General features: G+C 53.0%; 11 protein-coding genes and 1 pseudogene. 1 reads left to right on the top strand and 11 read right to left on the bottom strand.

From position 1 onward, the window contains the following. Window positions 1-61: 61 nt before the first annotated feature. The 4 genes from HMPREF9469_RS00800 to HMPREF9469_RS00815 form a co-directional block, all read right to left on the bottom strand. Window positions 62-2080, bottom strand: coding sequence for an ATP-binding response regulator (locus HMPREF9469_RS00800; RefSeq protein WP_007858167.1), 2019 nt, complete (start codon window positions 2078-2080; stop codon window positions 62-64). A gap of 103 nt (window positions 2081-2183) precedes the next feature. Further along, a complete protein-coding gene (locus tag HMPREF9469_RS00805; RefSeq protein WP_007858168.1) occupies window positions 2184-3506 on the bottom strand; it encodes an MATE family efflux transporter in 1323 nt (440 codons plus the stop codon). Between the two features lie 12 nt (window positions 3507-3518). Further along, the gene (locus HMPREF9469_RS00810) at window positions 3519-4847 is read right to left on the bottom strand and encodes a M18 family aminopeptidase (protein WP_007858169.1); all 1329 of its coding nucleotides are present in this window, start codon (window positions 4845-4847) and stop codon (window positions 3519-3521) included. Between the two features lie 89 nt (window positions 4848-4936). Beyond that, window positions 4937-6346, bottom strand: coding sequence for an APC family permease (locus tag HMPREF9469_RS00815; RefSeq protein WP_007858170.1), 1410 nt, complete (start codon window positions 6344-6346; stop codon window positions 4937-4939). Window positions 6347-6525: 179 nt separating this feature from the next. Between HMPREF9469_RS00815 and HMPREF9469_RS34000 the strand changes: the two are divergent. Further along, window positions 6526-6708, top strand: a pseudogene (locus HMPREF9469_RS34000) (DUF6774 domain-containing protein); the annotation flags it as partial. Between the two features lie 215 nt (window positions 6709-6923). Here the strand turns inward: HMPREF9469_RS34000 and HMPREF9469_RS00825 are convergent. The 7 genes from HMPREF9469_RS00825 to HMPREF9469_RS00855 all read right to left on the bottom strand — a co-directional run bounded on the left by HMPREF9469_RS00825 (window position 6924) and on the right by HMPREF9469_RS00855 (window position 18302). Then, window positions 6924-8372, bottom strand: a complete 1449-nt coding sequence (locus HMPREF9469_RS00825) for a UDP-N-acetylmuramoyl-tripeptide--D-alanyl-D-alanine ligase (RefSeq protein ID WP_007858173.1) — start codon at window positions 8370-8372, stop codon at window positions 6924-6926. 2 nt (window positions 8373-8374) lie between these two features. After that, the gene (locus HMPREF9469_RS00830; RefSeq protein ID WP_007858182.1) at window positions 8375-9895 is read right to left on the bottom strand and encodes a UDP-N-acetylmuramoyl-L-alanyl-D-glutamate--2,6-diaminopimelate ligase; all 1521 of its coding nucleotides are present in this window, start codon (window positions 9893-9895) and stop codon (window positions 8375-8377) included. Between the two features lie 42 nt (window positions 9896-9937). Beyond that, complete coding sequence (locus HMPREF9469_RS00835) at window positions 9938-11608, bottom strand: formate--tetrahydrofolate ligase (protein ID WP_007858196.1); 1671 nt, start codon at window positions 11606-11608, stop codon at window positions 9938-9940. Between the two features lie 32 nt (window positions 11609-11640). Then, window positions 11641-14550, bottom strand: coding sequence for a DNA translocase FtsK (locus tag HMPREF9469_RS00840; RefSeq protein ID WP_007858198.1), 2910 nt, complete (start codon window positions 14548-14550; stop codon window positions 11641-11643). 189 nt (window positions 14551-14739) lie between these two features. Next, window positions 14740-15498 carry a tyrosine-type recombinase/integrase gene (locus HMPREF9469_RS00845; protein ID WP_007858208.1) on the bottom strand — a complete coding sequence of 253 codons (759 nt, stop codon included), beginning with the start codon at window positions 15496-15498 and terminating at the stop codon, window positions 14740-14742. A gap of 221 nt (window positions 15499-15719) precedes the next feature. Continuing rightward, entirely contained in the window at window positions 15720-16481 is a 762-nt protein-coding gene (locus HMPREF9469_RS00850; protein ID WP_007858209.1) for a ClpP family protease, read from the bottom strand. Between the two features lie 195 nt (window positions 16482-16676). After that, the gene (locus HMPREF9469_RS00855) at window positions 16677-18302 is read right to left on the bottom strand and encodes a C40 family peptidase (RefSeq protein WP_007858210.1); all 1626 of its coding nucleotides are present in this window, start codon (window positions 18300-18302) and stop codon (window positions 16677-16679) included. Between the last annotated feature and the right edge of the window lie 41 nt (window positions 18303-18343).

Here is an 18343-nt window from a genome sequence, read left to right on the forward strand (position 1 = left end):
ATCTGATATGTACGTTCCCGTACTCCAGCCTATTATACATGAGAATAGGGAAAAATGCAAATCAGGGAATATATTGGTTCAGGGCAGCAAACAGACGGTCATAATCAATGGGCTTTGAAACATGGTCATTCATGCCTGCGGACAGGGCCTTCGCCATGTCCTCGGCAAACGCATTGGCGGTCAGGGCAATGATGGGAATCTCCTCCGACTGGGGATGGGAACTGTTTCGTATCCGTCTGGCCGCCGTATAGCCGTCCATCACAGGCATCTGCAGGTCCATCAGGACAGCCTGGTAATAGCCCTCGGCAGACGACTCAAACAGGTCCAGCGCCTCCTGCCCGTTGCAGGCCTCCTCCACAAGGAATCCGGCTTCGGACAAAATGGTATGCACGATCTCCATGTTCAGTTCATTGTCCTCGGCCACCAGCAGGCGGACGGTCTTTTGGGATACCTTGCGCAGAAGCCCTGAGACTGCACCATGCCCCGGATCTCCCGCCATGTGTTCCTCCCCATCCAGTTCCATGGAAAGGGTGACCGTAAAACGGCTCCCTCTGTTTTTCTGGGTCTCCACCTGGATACTGCCGTTCATTGCATTTACGATCCCCTGGGCAATGGACATGCCCAGACCCGTTCCCTGGACAGCGGCGGCACTATCGTCATTTTCCCGCATAAAAGGGACAAACACGTAATCCCGGAAATCCTCGGACATTCCGATCCCGTTATCCTCCACTATAAACACAAAGGTCCCGGATCCCGGCGAGCGTTCCGTCACCTCCTTTGCCGTAAGCTCCACCCTTCCGCCTTCCGGGGTATATTTGACTGCATTGGACAGCAGGTTTAACAGTACCTGGCGCAGCCGTCCGCTGTCCCCTATGAGCCGGTCGTGCATGAGCTGTCCCCCGTCCACTGTCAGGCTTTGCTTTTTCTTTTCCGCCTCTGGACAAATAATGGTTTCCACCTCACACAGAAGGCGGCGCAGACAGAAAGGGGTCCTGGACAGTTCCATCTTTCCTTTCTCGATCTTAGACATATCCAACACCTCATCGATCAGGTTTAAAAGATGGCTGCTGGACATGGATATCTTCTTCAGGCAGTCCTTTACACGCCCCGGATCATTCACCTGGGCCAGGGCGATGGAGGTCATACCCACAATGGCATTCATGGGGGTGCGGATATCGTGGGACATCTGGGCCAGGAAATTGCTTTTTGCCTCATTTGCATACTGGGCCGCCTCATATGCGGCCATCAGGGCATTCCGTTTCTCCTCCTCCTGTTTCATCTCCATCATCTTTTGGTCGTGGATGTTCATGTTTGCAAAAATCACCTTGGCGACCCGGCTTCCCTCCATCTCAGCAACGCTGAAACGTGATCTGACCCACTGGACCCCCTCCGGATACTGCCTTCTGAAGTCAATGTCATATACGGGATGATCTCTGGATAAGGTCATTCGCAGGAACTCAGGGCTTCCGGCCCTGCGCATCTTCTCCTGGTCCTCATGGCAAACATGGCCCTGTATAAACTTTTCATAATATAGCTTCAGACTCCCCTTGGGAAACTCCCTGGATTTTTCTATCCATGTCTCCTGCCAGATTGCTTCCTCCGTATCGTGGTCCAGGTCAAAAAGATAGATGGAATAATAGCACTGGCACAGATTGGACAGCACATTGTCACGAAGCCGGGCCTTGTCCTTTAACATGACCGTGTCCGTGATGTTCTGATGATACCCGCGAAGGCACACTCCCCCCTGGTAACTCAGGTCCCGGACTCCTCCGCACCGCACATAGATACGGCCCAGAACGGGATGCTCCCAGGGATACTGCACCTCAGCCCGCTCATTCCTGATCATCTTTTCCACACCGGACTGTATCATGGGGCAGTATGCCGGATCGATCCGTCCATACCACAGTTCATAACATTCCTCCGGGGACGGCATCTCTTTTAATCCCAGCAGTTCCAGCATGGCCTTGTCGCTGTACATCCGAGGCGCTCTGTCCTGGTCCATCTCGATCACCCACAGGCCTGTGCGGGCCATGCTCAGAAGCTCCTGCGTATTTTTTATATCCATAAAATGGTCCTGCATATGTACATCCCCCTTTTGCCGGCCGGCGTGTTGATCTTGCCGTTCACAGCGCTCCAGTATCACTTATCCTACAGTATTTTCCCTCAGTGGACAATGGCACACATCACTTCACAGCCACGGCCCGTTTTTCAAACCCTTTGAAACGCCACGAGAATACAAAGGCGCGGAAGATCCAGTCAATGAACATACCGTACCACACTCCCATCACCCCAAGCTTACATATATTCACAAACAAGTATGCAAACCCGATGCGGAACGCCCACATGGAAAACACGGCTACCGCCATGGTGAATTTCACATCCAGGGACGCTCTCAGGGTATGGGGAATGATAAAGGCCAGGGGCCACAAGATCATGGCTATGCTGTGAGCTGTAATCAGTTCCCTGGACAGCCGGGACGCCTGTTCCGAGAGATGGTAGATCCCCACCAGCTGGCCTGAGAACACCACCATGGCGGTACTGAGCACTGCCAGAATCCCGTAATTCACCCCCATCAGGGTCTTTGCATAATGCTTTGCCTCCGCCAGCCTTCCGGCACCCACGCACTGGCCCACAATGGTGATCAGCCCCAGCCCGATGGCAGTTCCGGGCAGGTACAGGATGGTCACCAGATTGCTGGCAACCGCATAGCTGGCAATGGCAGCCGTGCCCAGGGAGGACACAAGACTTTGGAGGAAGATTTTCCCAAATTGGAACATACCGCTTTCCAACCCGCCCGGTATGCCGATGGAGAGTATGTTCTTTATCATCCTCACATCCGGCACAAGGAGCTTCAGGCTGTTAAGGCGGATGGAATTATGACGGTTCTGGATCAGCACCAGCATCATGGCCGCTGCTATGATACGGCTTAACAGGGTGGGATAAGCCACTCCGGCCACCCCCATCCCAAGGCCGAACACGCAGACGGCATTGCCCGCAATGTTGATCACATTCATCACAAGGGAGGTCATCATGGATACCTTGGAATTACCCATGGAGCGGAACAGGGCCGCACAGGCGTTATACAGCCCGATGAAGGGGTAGGAAAGGGCCGTGATCCAGAAATATGTCTGGGCATTGTCCATGACCGAAGTCTCCACCCTTCCAAAAATAGCGCCCAAGAGATGCCTGTTCCCAAGGATCGCGATCCCTGTCACCACCATGGAAAGGGCCAGGGTCACGGTGACCAGCTGCCCGGCCGCCTTGCGGGCATCCCTTGGCTGCACCTTGCCCAAATACTGCGCCGAGATCACCGCGCCCCCGGTTGCCAGGGCTCCCATGATCTGTATGATCAGCACGCTGATGGAGTCCACCAGTGAAACCCCGGATACGGCGGCCTCGCCAACGGCAGCCACCATGACCACATCCACCATTCCCACCAGCACTGCCATGATCTGTTCCACGATCAGCGGCGCCAGCAGCTTTATCAGTTGTTTTCTGGAAAACATATCATACCATCCTTATATTATCTCATAACTTCCCGACTCACCCGCCCTGATACCGGCGGAATAAAAATGCTTAGCCACCTGGACCAGATAGCAGGTATCCTTTATCCCCGCCGTCTCATAGGGTGAGTGCATGGCCAGCTGGGGAAGACCGATATCCACGGTGTTAAGCGCTACATGGGCATTGCTGATGTTGCCCAAAGTGGAGCCCCCGGGCATGTCGGAACGGTTGGCAAAGGTCTGGAAGGGCACGTCCGCCTCCTGGCAGAGTACCTTAAACATGGCTGCCGAAACAGCATCCGTGGTGTATTTCTGGTTGGCATTGTACTTGATGACGATTCCCTCATTCATATAGGGCCGGTTGGTGGGGTCTGCCTTAAGGTCAAGGTTGGGATGGACCGCGTGGGCATTGTCCGCCGATATCATGAAGCTGGATGCCAGGGACATGAGGTATTCCTCCTCACTTCTCCCAAGATTTCTGTTGATCCGCTTTAACGTATCCTCCAGGAAAGTGGAATCCGCTCCCTGTTTTGTGCCGCTTCCCACTTCCTCATTGTCAAACACGGCGTGGACAGACACATTTTCAGAATTTTCCCCTTCCAAAAAGCCCTTTAGGGATGCAAACGCACACTGCAGGTCGTCCAGGCGGCCGCAGGAGATAAACTCGCCGTCAGCTCCCCAAATCGTCCCCGGTGTTCTGCTGTAAAGGAACAGGTCATGGCCCAGGACATCCTCCTCCCTGACCCCGGCGCTCTCAGCCACGGTTTTCATAAAAGTCCCCTTGGCAGAGGCATCTCCGTACAGAGGCAGCATATCCACCTGGGGGTTGTATTTATAGCCGTCATTGACCTCCCTGTTAAAATGGATGGCCAGATTGGGGATCATCAGCAGGTCCCGGTCCACCTTCACCAGCTTTGTCACCAGGCGTTTTCCCTCCCTGACAACCAGGCGGCCCGCCACGGAAAGGGGCCTGTCCATCCAGGGCGCGCACAGCATTCCGCCGTATTTTTCCACGTTCAGTTTGATATAGTGCCCTCCTGCCTCCATCTCGGGATTCTCCTTGATCTTAAAGGAAGGTGAGTCACTGTGGCTTGCGATCAGATGAAATCCGTTAAATGCTCCCAAAGGTATCTTAAATGACAGAATGGAGGACTGGTTCCTTGTTACAAAATAGGAACCGCCCCGGCGAAGTTCCCATGCCTCCCCTTCATGGAGCTGGGTAAACCCGGCTTCACAGAGCAGTCTGCCTATATTCTCCACTGCATGAAAACTGGTGGGGCTGTCTTCCAGGAAACGGATCAGTCCCTCCGCTGTCTTCCTGCAGTCGTTTCTATCTAATGTCATGTCTTATTCTCCTTTGATTCCTTTTGGTTTCATACCTAAATACTGTACCACAAAGCCCGCGCTCAGGCAATAGGCCAGATAACGGGCGATCAGGCTTTTTTCTCCCTCTCAGCCATCCACGGCAGGATAAAGCCCAATCCCACCAGCACAAAGGGCGTGATGATGTTGAGTACCAGCTGGAAGGGATCTTCGGAATAAATACCTGTGATACATGCAAATGCGGTAAAAACAAAACACCAGGTTCCCACCAGGATTCCCGGAATCCTCCCCTTCAGGAAGCGATACTCGGCCTGAAACTTGTCCCCTGCCTTTTTTAACGCGATATATGCTACAAACACCCAGAGATAGCGAAGGGGCATGCAGACGGAATTGACCTTCACCAGCCAGCGCACCAGCACGTCCACATTCTTGATCCCAAAGGCAGGCACAACGATCAGTACACACACAATGAGCAGAACCAGCCTGTGGCCGTTTACATAGGTGCCGTGTTCATTTTTCTCAAACATCCTGCTTGGTATGAACCGGGAGTCAGCGCTGTCCAAAAGCATGCGCAGCGGCGCGTCCACGGACAATACCATGACGGAGAACTGACCGATGAGATTGGTCAGGGCATATACTACCACAAAGAAATTGCCCATATGATAGTATTCTCCCAATTTCTGGAACGCATAATAAGCTCCGTTGGTCATCAGATCACCAGGAATATGGTTGGAGTCAAACATCATGCCCAGGGCAATGGTTCCCAGGATGGCGGTCACAGCCACCATAAGAGCCAGGGCAACCATTCCCTTGGAAAAGTCCCTGGCAGGGTCCTTCATCTTATTTACATAGGGAGATATCTTCTCACAGCCGCCCACTGCAAATACCAAAATCGAGAGCCCCATAAAGAAACTCATATCAAAGGTAGGCATAAAGGTCCGCACCGACCATTCAATGGGCACAAAGGCGCCGGTGGTCAGGGCCGGCGCCGCCACCATCATTACAATAAACAGCATGGACATAATGAACATGGCTGATCCGGCCAGAGTGGACAAACGCTTGAGCACGCTCATTCCCTTGCTGGACAGATACATTGCAAACAGGAAGATCACCAGACAGATCAGCTGCATCACCGTGGTATTCATGCCGCTGGCCCTCTTGTCCTGGAACAAGGCCCAGCTGGCCGCGATCACCGTGGAATTAGGCTTTTGTGAGATATAGGGCATATGCACTACCCAATAGGTCCATCCCGCATAATAGGCCATCCTAGGACCGATGGTCTCATGGATCCAGGAGCTGACACCGCCTCCCGCATGTTTGAAGGTGGATCCCAGCTCTCCCACCATCAGGGCATAGGGCACAAAGTAGATCGCAAATATCAGGATCCAGGACACGATCGCCTTCAGCCCGCCATACTCTGAAAATCCGTTGATCACATTTCCAAATCCCCACACTGTGGAAAATGCCATAAAAGCAAGGGTATGCCATAGTATCTTTCTGTCATCCTTATGCTGCTTCATTTTTGTCTTTCTCCTTATCTGTACCTGTTTTTCCAGGAATTTATCTTCATGGAGAAATATTCTTCCCCGAACAGCAAAAAGACATGCACTTTTTATTCTCTCTCCCCGCAATTAGCGCTGTTATTATCCAATATTCTAAATACTCTCCCCACCTCATATGATGATATGAGGTGAATCAGATGCAATCATGTGAATTAGTAATGTCCATATCAGCCCTTGCCTGCTGTATCGCCGAAGGAAGATCGCCTGAGGAAATTGCCCTTATCAGTTCCATTTACTCGCAGCTGGGTGATACGCTCAATACGATCGCCGCCCACCAGGCGTTATGCCAGCCCTGTGACTCAGAAAAAAAGGAGGATTCGGGGAAATCCGGCAGCTCAGGACAGTCCGGCAGTTCTGGACAGACCAACCGTTCTGGGCAGGACGGCAGTTCTGGGCAGGCCAAACGTTCCGATAAACAACAGATATAAAAAAAGCAGTACGAAAACCATGGCATAAGGATCCTGTCATCCATTCCTGCATGGTTTTCTGTACTGTCTTTCTTATATTGTAACTGTTCCGTCCCGAAACTGTTACCTTATATTTTATTTAGGGCGGCCTGTTCCTTTAAGTGTTTCACTGCCAGGGACAGCTTCATGCTGTTGGACCCCTTGAACAGCACACAGTCCTCCGGCTTCAGGTGTTCATCCAGCCAATGCTCCACTTCTCCCAGCTCCCTTAAAGATACTTGGGGAATTCCGGGCGCCAGAGCAGCCAGCTCATCTCCTATCTCAGCAGCCAGTTCCCCCAGCAGAACCACCTGATCCACGGGATGAACGGCGATATATGCGCCGATCTCTCGGTGGAACCTGGGGGCATCCGCTCCCAGTTCCTTCATATCCGCCAGTACAGCGATCTTCCTTCCCTCTCCCGCCACGGAGCAGAGCACTTCCAGGCCCGCCTTCATGGATACAGGGCTTGCATTATAGCTGTCATCGATCACCGTCACACGGTCCAGCGTGAAGATCTGCTGTCTTCCCTTATATCCTTCAAACTCCTCCAGCTTTTCAGCCGCCGCTTTCATGGGAACACCGTATGTTCCGGCAACGGCCAGGGCTGCCAGGGCGTTGCTGACCATATGGCTGCCCATGACGCGCAGGCGGACTGCAACGCGCTCATTGCCATGGACTGCCGTAAACACAGGATACCCCTGTTCCAGGTGAAGGTCCTCCCCCCTGTAATGGCAGCCCTCAGACAATCCGTAAAGGATCTTCCTTCTGCCGTTCTCAGGAACCACATCCCTAAGCAGCCCGTCATCCCCGTTAAGCACAAGCAGGCCGTCAGCTGCCATATTGTCCTGGATGTGGAGTTTTTCTTCCAGGATATTCTGCTGGGATCCCAGCTGTTCAATGTGGGTCACACCTATGTTGGTCATCACAGCGCAGTTCACCTGAGCCACTCTGGCAATCCTTGTCATCTCTCCCGGCTCACTCATGCCCAGTTCAATGACTCCGATCTGGGCCTCCTGCGGAATCTCGGCAATGGTAATGGGTACACCCACCTGGCTGTTACTGTTGCCCGGTGTCTTATACACGCAAAATCCAGCACTGAGGGCAACAGCGATCATCTCCCTGGTCGTGGTCTTCCCCACGCTTCCTGTGATCCCCACCAGGGGAAGGGTCCTGCCTGCCCTGCAGTACGCCCCAAAATCCTGAAGGGCTTTTCTGGTATCCTCCACCTGGATCCAGGCGGCCGCTAGGGCGCGTTCCCGTCTGGCAGAGTCATCCCCCGACTGAGCCTTAACAGTCTCCTGCACATCCTCCGGGGAGTGATGGCGGCTGGTAAATACGGCTGATGCCCCATTTCCAAGGGCCTGGCATATGAAATCATGGGCGTCCACATTTTCCCCTATGATGGGCACAAAAAGGTCGCCGCCCTCCATTTTCCTGGAATCAAGGCTGATATGCCCGATGAGTATCTCACCCTCTCCCCATAAAAGTCTGCCTCCCACGGCCTGTGTCAGTTCCGCTGCTGTTATCTCTTTCATCTTTATGCCTCATCTCCCAGCCTGTTTACTACTTCTTCAATGACTTCCCTGTCCAGGAAATGATAGCGCACACCGTTAATTTCCTGGTAGTCCTCATGGCCCTTTCCAATCACCGCAACCATATCCCCGGGCCGGGCATGGGTAATGCTGTATTCGATGGCCTTCCGCCGGTCGGGTATCTCTATAAACACGCCTCCGGTCTTCTCAATGCTTCCCCTTATGTCCGCAATAATATCCTCCACCTTTTCAAAGCGGGAATTGTCCGCGGTCACAATACTTAAATCAGCCAGCCTTCCGCCGATCTCACCCATGGAATACCTGCGCTCCTTAGAGCGGTTTCCGCCGCATCCAAACACCACCACCAGGCGCTTTGGATGATACTGGCGCAGTGTGGACAGCAGGCTTTCCATGCTCACTGCATTGTGGGCATAATCCACAAGCACGGTGCAGCGGGCGGAGGTGTGTACGATCTCCATCCGTCCATTGACCCGGACATGCTCCAGGGCATGGCTGATCCTCTCCTTTGAAAGATCCAGGAAGCTGCAAATGCTCACTGCCGCCAGCGCATTGTCCACATTAAACAGCCCCGGGATCCCAAGGCGCACATCCATCTCATATCTGCCCTTTACATCAAACTCAGTGCCCACAAAATCCGGACGGGACACATAGCGGATGTTGGATGCGGTAAAATCAGCATCCGGCACACCCTCCCCCTCCTCCAGAACACTGTAGGTGTGGATGGCGCAGGACGCGTTCCTCACAACGGCCTTAAAATGGCTGTCATTGGCATTCACAAGGCCCACCTTACACATGTTCAGGATCCTGGACTTGTAATACAGATACTCCTCAAAATCCGCGTGCTCATCCGGACCGATGTGGTCAGGGGAAATGTTGGTAAAGATACCGTAATCAAAGGTGATCCCATCCACCCTGTGCATCTTGATCCCCTGAGAGGATACCTCCATAATCATATACTGGCATCCGCTCTTTGCCATCTGGGAAAATGCCTGGTGCAGCTGCCAGGACTCCGGCGTGGTGTTCATGGTGGGGGTAACGGTGTCGCCTATGACGATTCCCGTGGTTCCGATCATTCCCACCTTTTTGCCTGCCGCTTCCAATATGGCTTTGATCATATGGGTCGTGGTGGTCTTTCCCTTTGTTCCGGTGACCCCGATGGTGATCATCTTTTTAGCAGGATAACCAAACCGGGCCGCGGATAAAAGAGCCAGGGCACGGCGGCCGTCCTCTGTCCTGAGTACGGTCACATCCGCCAGTTCCTCCGGGGACAGTCCCGACCAGGCCATCTCCCCTTCAATCCCCCGCTCTGTCACAAGCACCCTGGCACCGGCTTTTAATACCTGGGGCACAAACCCGTGGGAATCCACCCTGGTTCCCGCCATGCAGACAAACACAGCCCCGGAAACCACTTTCCTGGAATCATACACCACCTCTGTCACTTCCCGGTCCAGGCTTCCCTGTACCAGTTCATACCCAAGCCCCTCTAGCCAATCTCTTAATACCATATGTTGTCCTCTCTATCCATTCTGTCACGGCAGTCCGTTATATTAGAAAAGTCCTGTGATCTTTCCGTTCTTATCCACATCAATATTCTCCGCAGCCGGTTTCTTTGGAAGACCCGGCATGGTCATGATGGAACCTGTAAGGGCAACCACAAAACCGGCCCCCGCGGATACGTATGCATCCCTTACATTGATGGTAAATGCAGTGGGACGTCCCAGCTTTGTCTGGTCATCAGACAGGGAGTACTGGGTCTTTGCCATACAGACAGGAAGATTTCCAAATCCCATGTCCTCAATGTTCTTCAGGGCCTTAGATGCGGCCGGAGTATAGGAAACACCGTCCGCGCCGTAAATCTCAGTGGCAATGGTATGGATCTTATCCTTTAACCCCATCTCATCCGGATACAGCACATGGAAGTTTCCGGGCCTGTGCTCCAGGGTTTCCAGCACCTTTTCAGCCAGGGCAATCCCGCCCTCGCCCCCCTTTGCCCAAACTTCGGACAATGCAAACTGACATCCCATATCCTCACAGAATTTCTTAATATAAGCATATTCCGCCTCTGTATCTGTTGTGAAGGAATTCAGGGTCACAACCACAGGGACATCATACTTCTGGATGTTCTCTATGTGTTTTTCCAGGTTTACGATCCCCCGCTTTAATGCCTCCAGGTTCTCCGGTCCAAGCTGGTCCTTGGGAACCCCGCCGTTGTATTTAAGCGCCCGCACCGTTGCAACCAGCACAACTGCATCCGGCTTTAACCCCGCTTTCCGGCACTTGATGTCAAGAAACTTCTCGGCTCCCAGATCAGCGCCAAAGCCCGCCTCCGTGACCACGATATCCGCCAGCTTAAGGGCTGTCTTGGTTGCCCTTACGCTGTTGCAGCCATGGGCGATATTTGCAAACGGTCCCCCGTGCACCAGCACGCCTGTATGCTCCAGGGTCTGGATCATGTTGGGCTTTAAGGCATCCTTTAAAAGAGCCGCCATGGCTCCCACCGCATGCAGGTCCGATGCCGTCACAGGCTGTCCTGCAAAGCTGTAGCCCACAATAATGCGTCCCAGACGCTCCTTCAAATCTTCCATATTGTCTGCCAGGCAGAGAATGGCCATGATCTCTGAGGCAACCGTGATCACAAAATGGTCTTCCCTCACCATGCCGTCAGCCTTTGCCCCCAGTCCAATGACAATATTGCGCAGGGCCCTGTCGTTCATGTCCTCACACCGTTTCCACAACACCTGCCTCGGGTCGATGCCCAGGGCATTTCCCTGCTGGATGTGGTTGTCCAGGAGAGCGGCCAGCAGATTATTGGCTGAGGTAATGGCATGAAAGTCTCCGGTAAAATGCAGGTTCAGGTCTTCCATGGGAACCACCTGGGCATATCCGCCTCCGGCAGCCCCGCCCTTGATACCGAAGCAGGGGCCCAGGGACGGCTCTCTCAGGGCTATGATGGCGTTTTTCCCCATCCTGCCAAAGGCCTCCCCCAGCCCCACGGTGGTGGTGGTTTTGCCCTCACCGGCAGGCGTGGGGTTGATGGCTGTCACCAGCACCAGCTTTCCGTCCTGTTTGTCTTTTACCTTTTCCCACAGTTCATCTGTGAGCTTGGCTTTATATTTGCCGTAAAGCTCCAGGTCATCCTCCGAAATCCCGTAAGAGGCAGCAATCTCCTTAATGGGCTGCATTACCGCTTCCTGAGCAATCTCAATGTCTGATTTCATGGATACATCCTCCTTAAAATAATTTATTTTCCTTATTTCAGTATTTCCTCAAATTCCTCTATGGTCATGAGCACTTTCCTGGGTTTTGTCCCCTCTTCCTCGCCCACCACACCGGCATCTGCCAGCTGGTCCATAATGCGGGCCGCACGGTTAAAACCTATTTTAAACATCCTCTGAAGCATACCGATGGATGCCTTTTCTTTTTCTATAATGAATTTGCCTGCCTGGACAAAATATTCATCCCTGTCGCTCTGTGCTCCCCCTGTATCGGCGCTGGGCGAGGACACCCGGCTCTCAACTTCCGGATTGTACTCCGCCACCATGCCCTGCTCCGTAAGGAAGTCCACCACACGGCCCACTTCCTCATCCGATACAAAGGCTCCCTGGACGCGCTGGGGTTTGGGGAAACCGGCCGGATAAAAGAGCATATCGCCCTTGCCCAGCAGCTTCTCAGCCCCGTTCATGTCAATGATGGTCCTGGAGTCCACACCCGAGGATACGGCAAATGCGATCCTGGACGGCACATTGGCCTTGATCAGGCCTGTGATGACATTCACAGAGGGCCTCTGGGTTGCGATCACCAGATGGATGCCAGCTGCCCTGGCCAGCTGGGCCAGGCGGCAGATGGAATCCTCCACCTCTCCCGGGGCCACCATCATAAGATCTGCCAGCTCATCGATGATGATCACAATCTGAGGCAGTTTCTCAGGCTTATTCTCATCCTCTATATCCTTTATCTTCTCGACCCTCTCATTATATCCCTTCAGATCCCTGACATTGCAGTCTGCAAACTTCTTGTACCGGTCCGTCATCTCAGCCACCGCCCAGTTCAGAGCGCCGGATGCCTTTTTAGGGTCTGTCACCACGGGGATCAGAAGATGGGGGATCCCGTTATACACACTAAGCTCCACCACCTTGGGATCCACCATGATCAGCTTTACATCATCCGGACTGGACTTAAATATAATACTCATGATCAGGGTGTTGATACACACGGATTTGCCCGAACCAGTGGCGCCTGCAATGAGCAGATGGGGCATCTTGGCAATGTCGGTCACCACCACCTGGCCGCCGATATCCTTTCCCACTGCAAAGGCCAGCCGGGATTTATGGCCTGTGAACCCGTCCGCCTCCAGCAGGTCCCTGAGATATACCATGTTGTTCTCTTTATTGGGCACCTCGATCCCCACCGCAGACTTACCCGGAATGGGCGCCTCGATCCTGATGTCCGCAGCTGCCAGACTCAGTTTGATGTCATCGGTAAGGCCCACGATCTTGCTCACCTTCACACCCTGTTCAGGCAAAAGTTCATACCGTGTAACGGCCGGCCCGCAGCTTATATTGGTCACGGTCACGCCCACGCCAAAATTGTGCAGGGTCTGCTGCAGCTTGATGGCCGTGGCCTTATACTCATCGCCGGAAAAAGCTCCTGGATTTTTATTGCCCTTTTTCAGAAGCCTGGTGGGAGGGAATATATATTCCTTTTTTACCACCTCTTCCTTTTTTTTGATCTCCTCGGCAACGGTCAGATCAGTTTCATCCTTGGCCGCTGTCTCCTCATGTTTCTTTTCTATTTTTTTCTGAAGCAGTTCGGTCTCGGTCTCAATAACTTTTCCCGATGCGGTCACCACACGCTTGGGCTCCTCGGGAACAAATACACTGTCATAATTAAGGCCCTGCTCCGAGGTGTCCCGGCTGTATGTATCCATACCGGAAAAGTCCCCGCTCTCCCCTGGTATCCCTTCCTCCCGGCTGTCCCAGGGCACTTCACTGTACCCTGACGGCTCCCCCTTCAGGGAGTCCGCCATATCCATCTCCTCCAGGGTCCGGTTATCCTTATGTACACGGATGGTATCCTGGTCATCATACCCAAATCCGTCTTCCTCCACCGAAATCCCCGTCACCACAGGGGCATCGGACTCCCGTCTGCTGTGCCCTTCAATAGACCTGGCCAATGCTCCCACATCATCCAGGTCAAGCCCATCCGTATCCTCCTGCCCGTGATTTAAGGGCGGATCAAATTTGCCCCTGAACTCATTCACCATGACCGGAGCGCCGGATGCCGCCACGCTGTCCATGGCAGGGCTGTCCTGGTACTCATCCGGGATCTCATCCAGATCAGCGCCGAACTCCCTGTCAAACTCTTCCTCATCATACTCTTCCTCATCATAATCGTCATAAGCAGTAAGCCGCGTGGCATCCAGGTTGACGCCCCGGACCTTCTGTTCCTCCCTGAGGCGCTTTCTCTCCTCCGCCCTCTGGGCATGCACTTCCCTGCGCCTGTCCATATCTTCCCTGGCGTACTGGTAAGCCTTGTCCCCGCCCTTTTTTACAACGTTTACAAAGGAGCGTTCCGTGATGCACACCATGCAGATGATAAACAGCACGGCCAGGATCAGAAAGGTTCCCGGTTTTCCCAGTCCGATAATAAGAAAAGAGGTCAAAACACCGCCGATCCATCCGCCTCCAACGCCGGTCAGGTAGGACTGCTTATAATAGTCCCCCCATGGCGCCCCTGCGGGAGCGGTCCCGAAAAAGAGCTGGAGCAGCCCGCAGATCGTGACCACTGCCGCCACCACTGCCGCCAGTTTCATGGCCGCATGAAGGTTTCCCTGATTGGACAGATGAAAACAGGTGCCCACAAAAATAAGTACAGGCACCAGATATCCCACCATACCAAAGATCCCCAGCTGTACGCCTCTGAGTACATCACCCACCACGCCGCACAGCCTGAAATTACTTAAAAACAAAAGGATGGCAACAGCAAAAGAGCAGATGATGACCACTTCTGCTCTCATAAACTCTGTATTTTCTTCCGTATAGCCCTTTTTTCCTGAGGTTTTGCGGCCTTTTGAGGACGAGCTGCCCTTTCCTGATGTGCTGCCCTTTGGCCTGCCCGGTTTTCTGTTTCCACTCTGCTGTCGTTTGCTTGAATCAGCCACAAATATAGCCCCCTGTCATTCACTTACAAGTCTGATGTTATTTCCTGGGTATCCAAACACTGTGTTCTTCCATTTAGGCCCAGTTATAGCTAGTATACAAAAAAATCCGGAGAAATGCAACGCTTAAAAAACGGACCCCCTGGCAGAGGTCCGAAGTTTTTTGGCTTTTCGCTATGATTTCCCGTCTGTTTACGGGTCCTGTACCTCACCTGCCATCTTTTCATCCAGCATGTATACGGCCGAACTGAATTCCACCACACGGGTCAGGCTTCTGGGATTGACCTTTTCAGGATCCACTCCTGCATTCTGGCTCAGGCGCTTTAGGTACTTATGGACATTGCTCCGGTCCAGGGGCGTCCCTTTCCAGTTCACAAACACAGGTCCGCTCTGGATCTCCTGCTTCTTGCAATACGTCAGGATCTGACGCCTTAAACGGTCCGGTATAAATATCACCCGTGATCTCTTTCCACGGGGGATCACCATATATCCTCGGGATACAGCCTCCACGGTCACATACCGGTGCTCGCTTATATTGATCTTTGTGGAAGACAGGATCTGGATCAGATAATAGAGGCGCAGGTTCCCCTGCTGCTTTGCCTCCTTTAACAGCTGCCTGTACTCGGACAGGGTCAGCTCCTCCCCCATCACCGGAAGGCTCTCTCCCGGCTCCAGGGCCGGAATCAGGTACTCCCAGCCAACGGACTTAAAAAAGGCATTGACCGCCGCAATCTTGGAATTGGCGCTGCTTGTCCGGTACTGCTGCTCCAGGTATTCCCTGTAACGGCTCAGTCCCTCTTCACACACCGGCGCGCCTTCCAAAAATAATATGTACTGCATCAGGTCCGCTTTATATTTGTTCACAGTCGCTTTCGCATATCCTGATTCCTCTAAATGGATACAAAACCCGCTTAACAGTTCCTGGGTAATCTCCCTGCCTGTCTTTTCCATACTTGGAGTTCCTCCACTTTATTCCATGGTATTTTATGGCAATTCTTTTGTATAGTACCTATTATGCCTTATTTATCATGAAAATTCAAGTGAATTGAAGCCGGGAGGGGGAGACTTTTTATGATGCTTCCCTGCATACATCTTATCATGGAGCCAGTCTCTCCCCCGTGCTTTTGCTCCGGCGCAACCGGATCCGGATTTTTGGATCCATCACCTGGCGATCATCTGCGGCGCTCCCTCTCATCTATCATTTCATACAGCTTTCCGAGGGCTTCCTTGATTCCGCCCACCCGGTTGATCAGTCCTGCGTCCACAGCCTGTTCTCCCACCAGCACGGTGCCCAGGTCCCGGGTCAGCATCTTTGTGTTGTGCATCAGATCCCTGAGCTGGTCGTAGGCGATATCCGCATGGTTTGCCACAAAGGTGAGGATCCTGTCCTGTATCATTTCAAAATACTCGTAGGTCTGGGCTGTTCCGATCACCATGCCTGTCATGCGTACCGGATGGATCATCATTGTTCCTGAGGGCACGATAAAGGAATAGTTGGTGGACACTGCCAGGGGCACGCCGATGGAGTGGCTGCCTCCCAGTACCAGGGATACGGTAGGCAGGCTGAGCGAAGCGATCATCTCAGCGATCGCCAGCCCCGCATCCACATCCCCGCCTGAGGTGTTGAGAAGGACCAGAAGTCCGTCCACGCTGTCGTCATCCTCGATCTCAGCCAGTTTTGGAAGAATATGGTCATACTTGGTGGTCTTGCTGCTCCCTGAAGAATTCTCATGTCCCTCCACCTCGCCGATAATGGTGATCAGGTGGATCTTCCTCTGTTTACGGTTGTCCTCCAGAATGACCTGGCCATACTCCTCCAGGCGGTTATCCTCTTTTTCCTCTATTTCTTTTTCCAGCTTTTTGGCTTCGTCATCCTTTTTTTCAGGTTCCTGGTTTTCATTCCTGTTTTTCTTGTTATTTTTTCCCTGTCCCATGACCGGACCTCCCTTTCATGAAGTATTACGTTACTATCCGCAGTCTATGGATAGTCTGCACCAACAGGGACAAAATATGCATATGAGGATCACAATGCTTCCAGGTTACAAAAACAGCCGGCCAGCAAAAATATACGCTGACCGGCTGCTGCATTTACTTATCTATGAAATTTTGCAACAGTTCAGGGCGGCTCATCAATCGCCCAGTACGTTCCTGATCGCCACCGGAGACCTGTAGTTCCAGGTGGAGATCTTGATGCCGCTCTTTCGGCTGGCTGCATGGACCACCTGTCCGTTGCCGATATACATGGATACATGGTTGATCTTTCCGCCGCTGCCCGCATAGAAGATCAGATCACCCGGCCTCATGTTGCCGGAGGTAACCGCCTTGCCCATCTTGGCCTGGGAGCCGGAATAATGGGGAAGGGAAACACCAAAGTGTTCCATTACCTTCATGGTAAATCCGGAGCAGTCCGCTCCCTTTGTAAGGCTGGTACCGCCCCAAACATAGGGATTTCCCACAAACTGCAGTGCGTAGTTGACAATCTGGGAACGGCGGGATGCCGCGTTATTAGCCGCAACCTCCTGAGGCGAGAATTTGATGGCTTCATTCAGGGCATAACGCACCTCCACATTGTTATCCCTTGTGGAAATGTACGCCTTATCCTTGGTGCTTCCATCTTCCTCATCCACAGAATCCAGCTCGATCTCTACCCATCCGTCCAGCTGGGCCACTACCGGATATCTCTCATCCTTTACGATCTGGGTCCAGATCTTGGAATCCGTGCTGGGCTCCGTGCGCACGTTGAGCACATCCGTGTTGATAACAGCCTTCAACGCAGCTGTCTGCATGGCAATATCCTTGGCCTCCTGGCCGGTGGCCGTAAACTGCGGGTCCGCGGATACATAACCGATAATGGGGCCTGATTTGATCTTGTACCATCCATCCAGGGTCTCCAGGATCTCACCTGCCGCCTTACTTGTCATCTTGCCAATGATCTTTCCGTCCTGCTTGGGTTCGGCCCGCACGTTCAGGTAATTATTCACCTTGGATATCACCAGATTGTCGTACTGGTTGATGGCCATGGCCTTCATATCCAGTTTGCGTCCTTCATTCAGGGAATAGGAAACATCCGCATAATCCGCTGATATATAGCCTTCTTCGATCTGGATCCATCCGTCCTGCTGCCCCAGGACCACATACCGTTCGCCCTTTAAGGCCTGTCCCACCACATTGCTGGGATCCAGTTCCGGTGCCTGGCGGATGTTAAGGTTGTCCGCTGTAACCGTGGCCCTCAGCTTAACCAGTTCTTTTGCCTTGGCCCTTGCTTCCTCCCCGGTGAGCAGGTACTGGTTGCTGATATATCCGTCCACACCGCCTGAGGTGATGTGGGACCAGTCTCCCTCTGTGCCCAGTATCTCGCAGGCGCCGTCTCCGGACAGCTTACCGATGATCTTACCGTCCGTGCTGGGTGTCTCCCTGATATTCAGATATCCGGACACCTGCACAATACCCAGGTTGGTGTAGGAGCTGATGGTTTTATCAATCTCCTCCTCTTCCTTCCTGGCGGCCTCCTCCTCCGGTGACAGTGAACCTTCCGCCTGTGCCTGAGCCGGGGTAGCGATCTGGCCTTCCTGTGAAGGCGTACTTCCCGCCACCCGCCCGGAGGCCGGCTTCTTTACGGTCTTGATTCCCACAACAATTAAGCCCACCAGGATCACTGCTGCCAGCAAAAGCAGGAGATATCTGGGGTCTATGTTCTGATTACGTTTTCTTCTGGCCTTGTTAAGGCTTGATAAATAATCCTTATGTTCAAGCATGATTCCGTTCGTCTCCAAATTAGTTTTTCGGCATGTAAACT

Source organism: [Clostridium] citroniae WAL-17108 (assembly GCF_000233455.1).
In the GTDB taxonomy this organism is placed as follows: domain Bacteria; phylum Bacillota; class Clostridia; order Lachnospirales; family Lachnospiraceae; genus Enterocloster; species Enterocloster citroniae.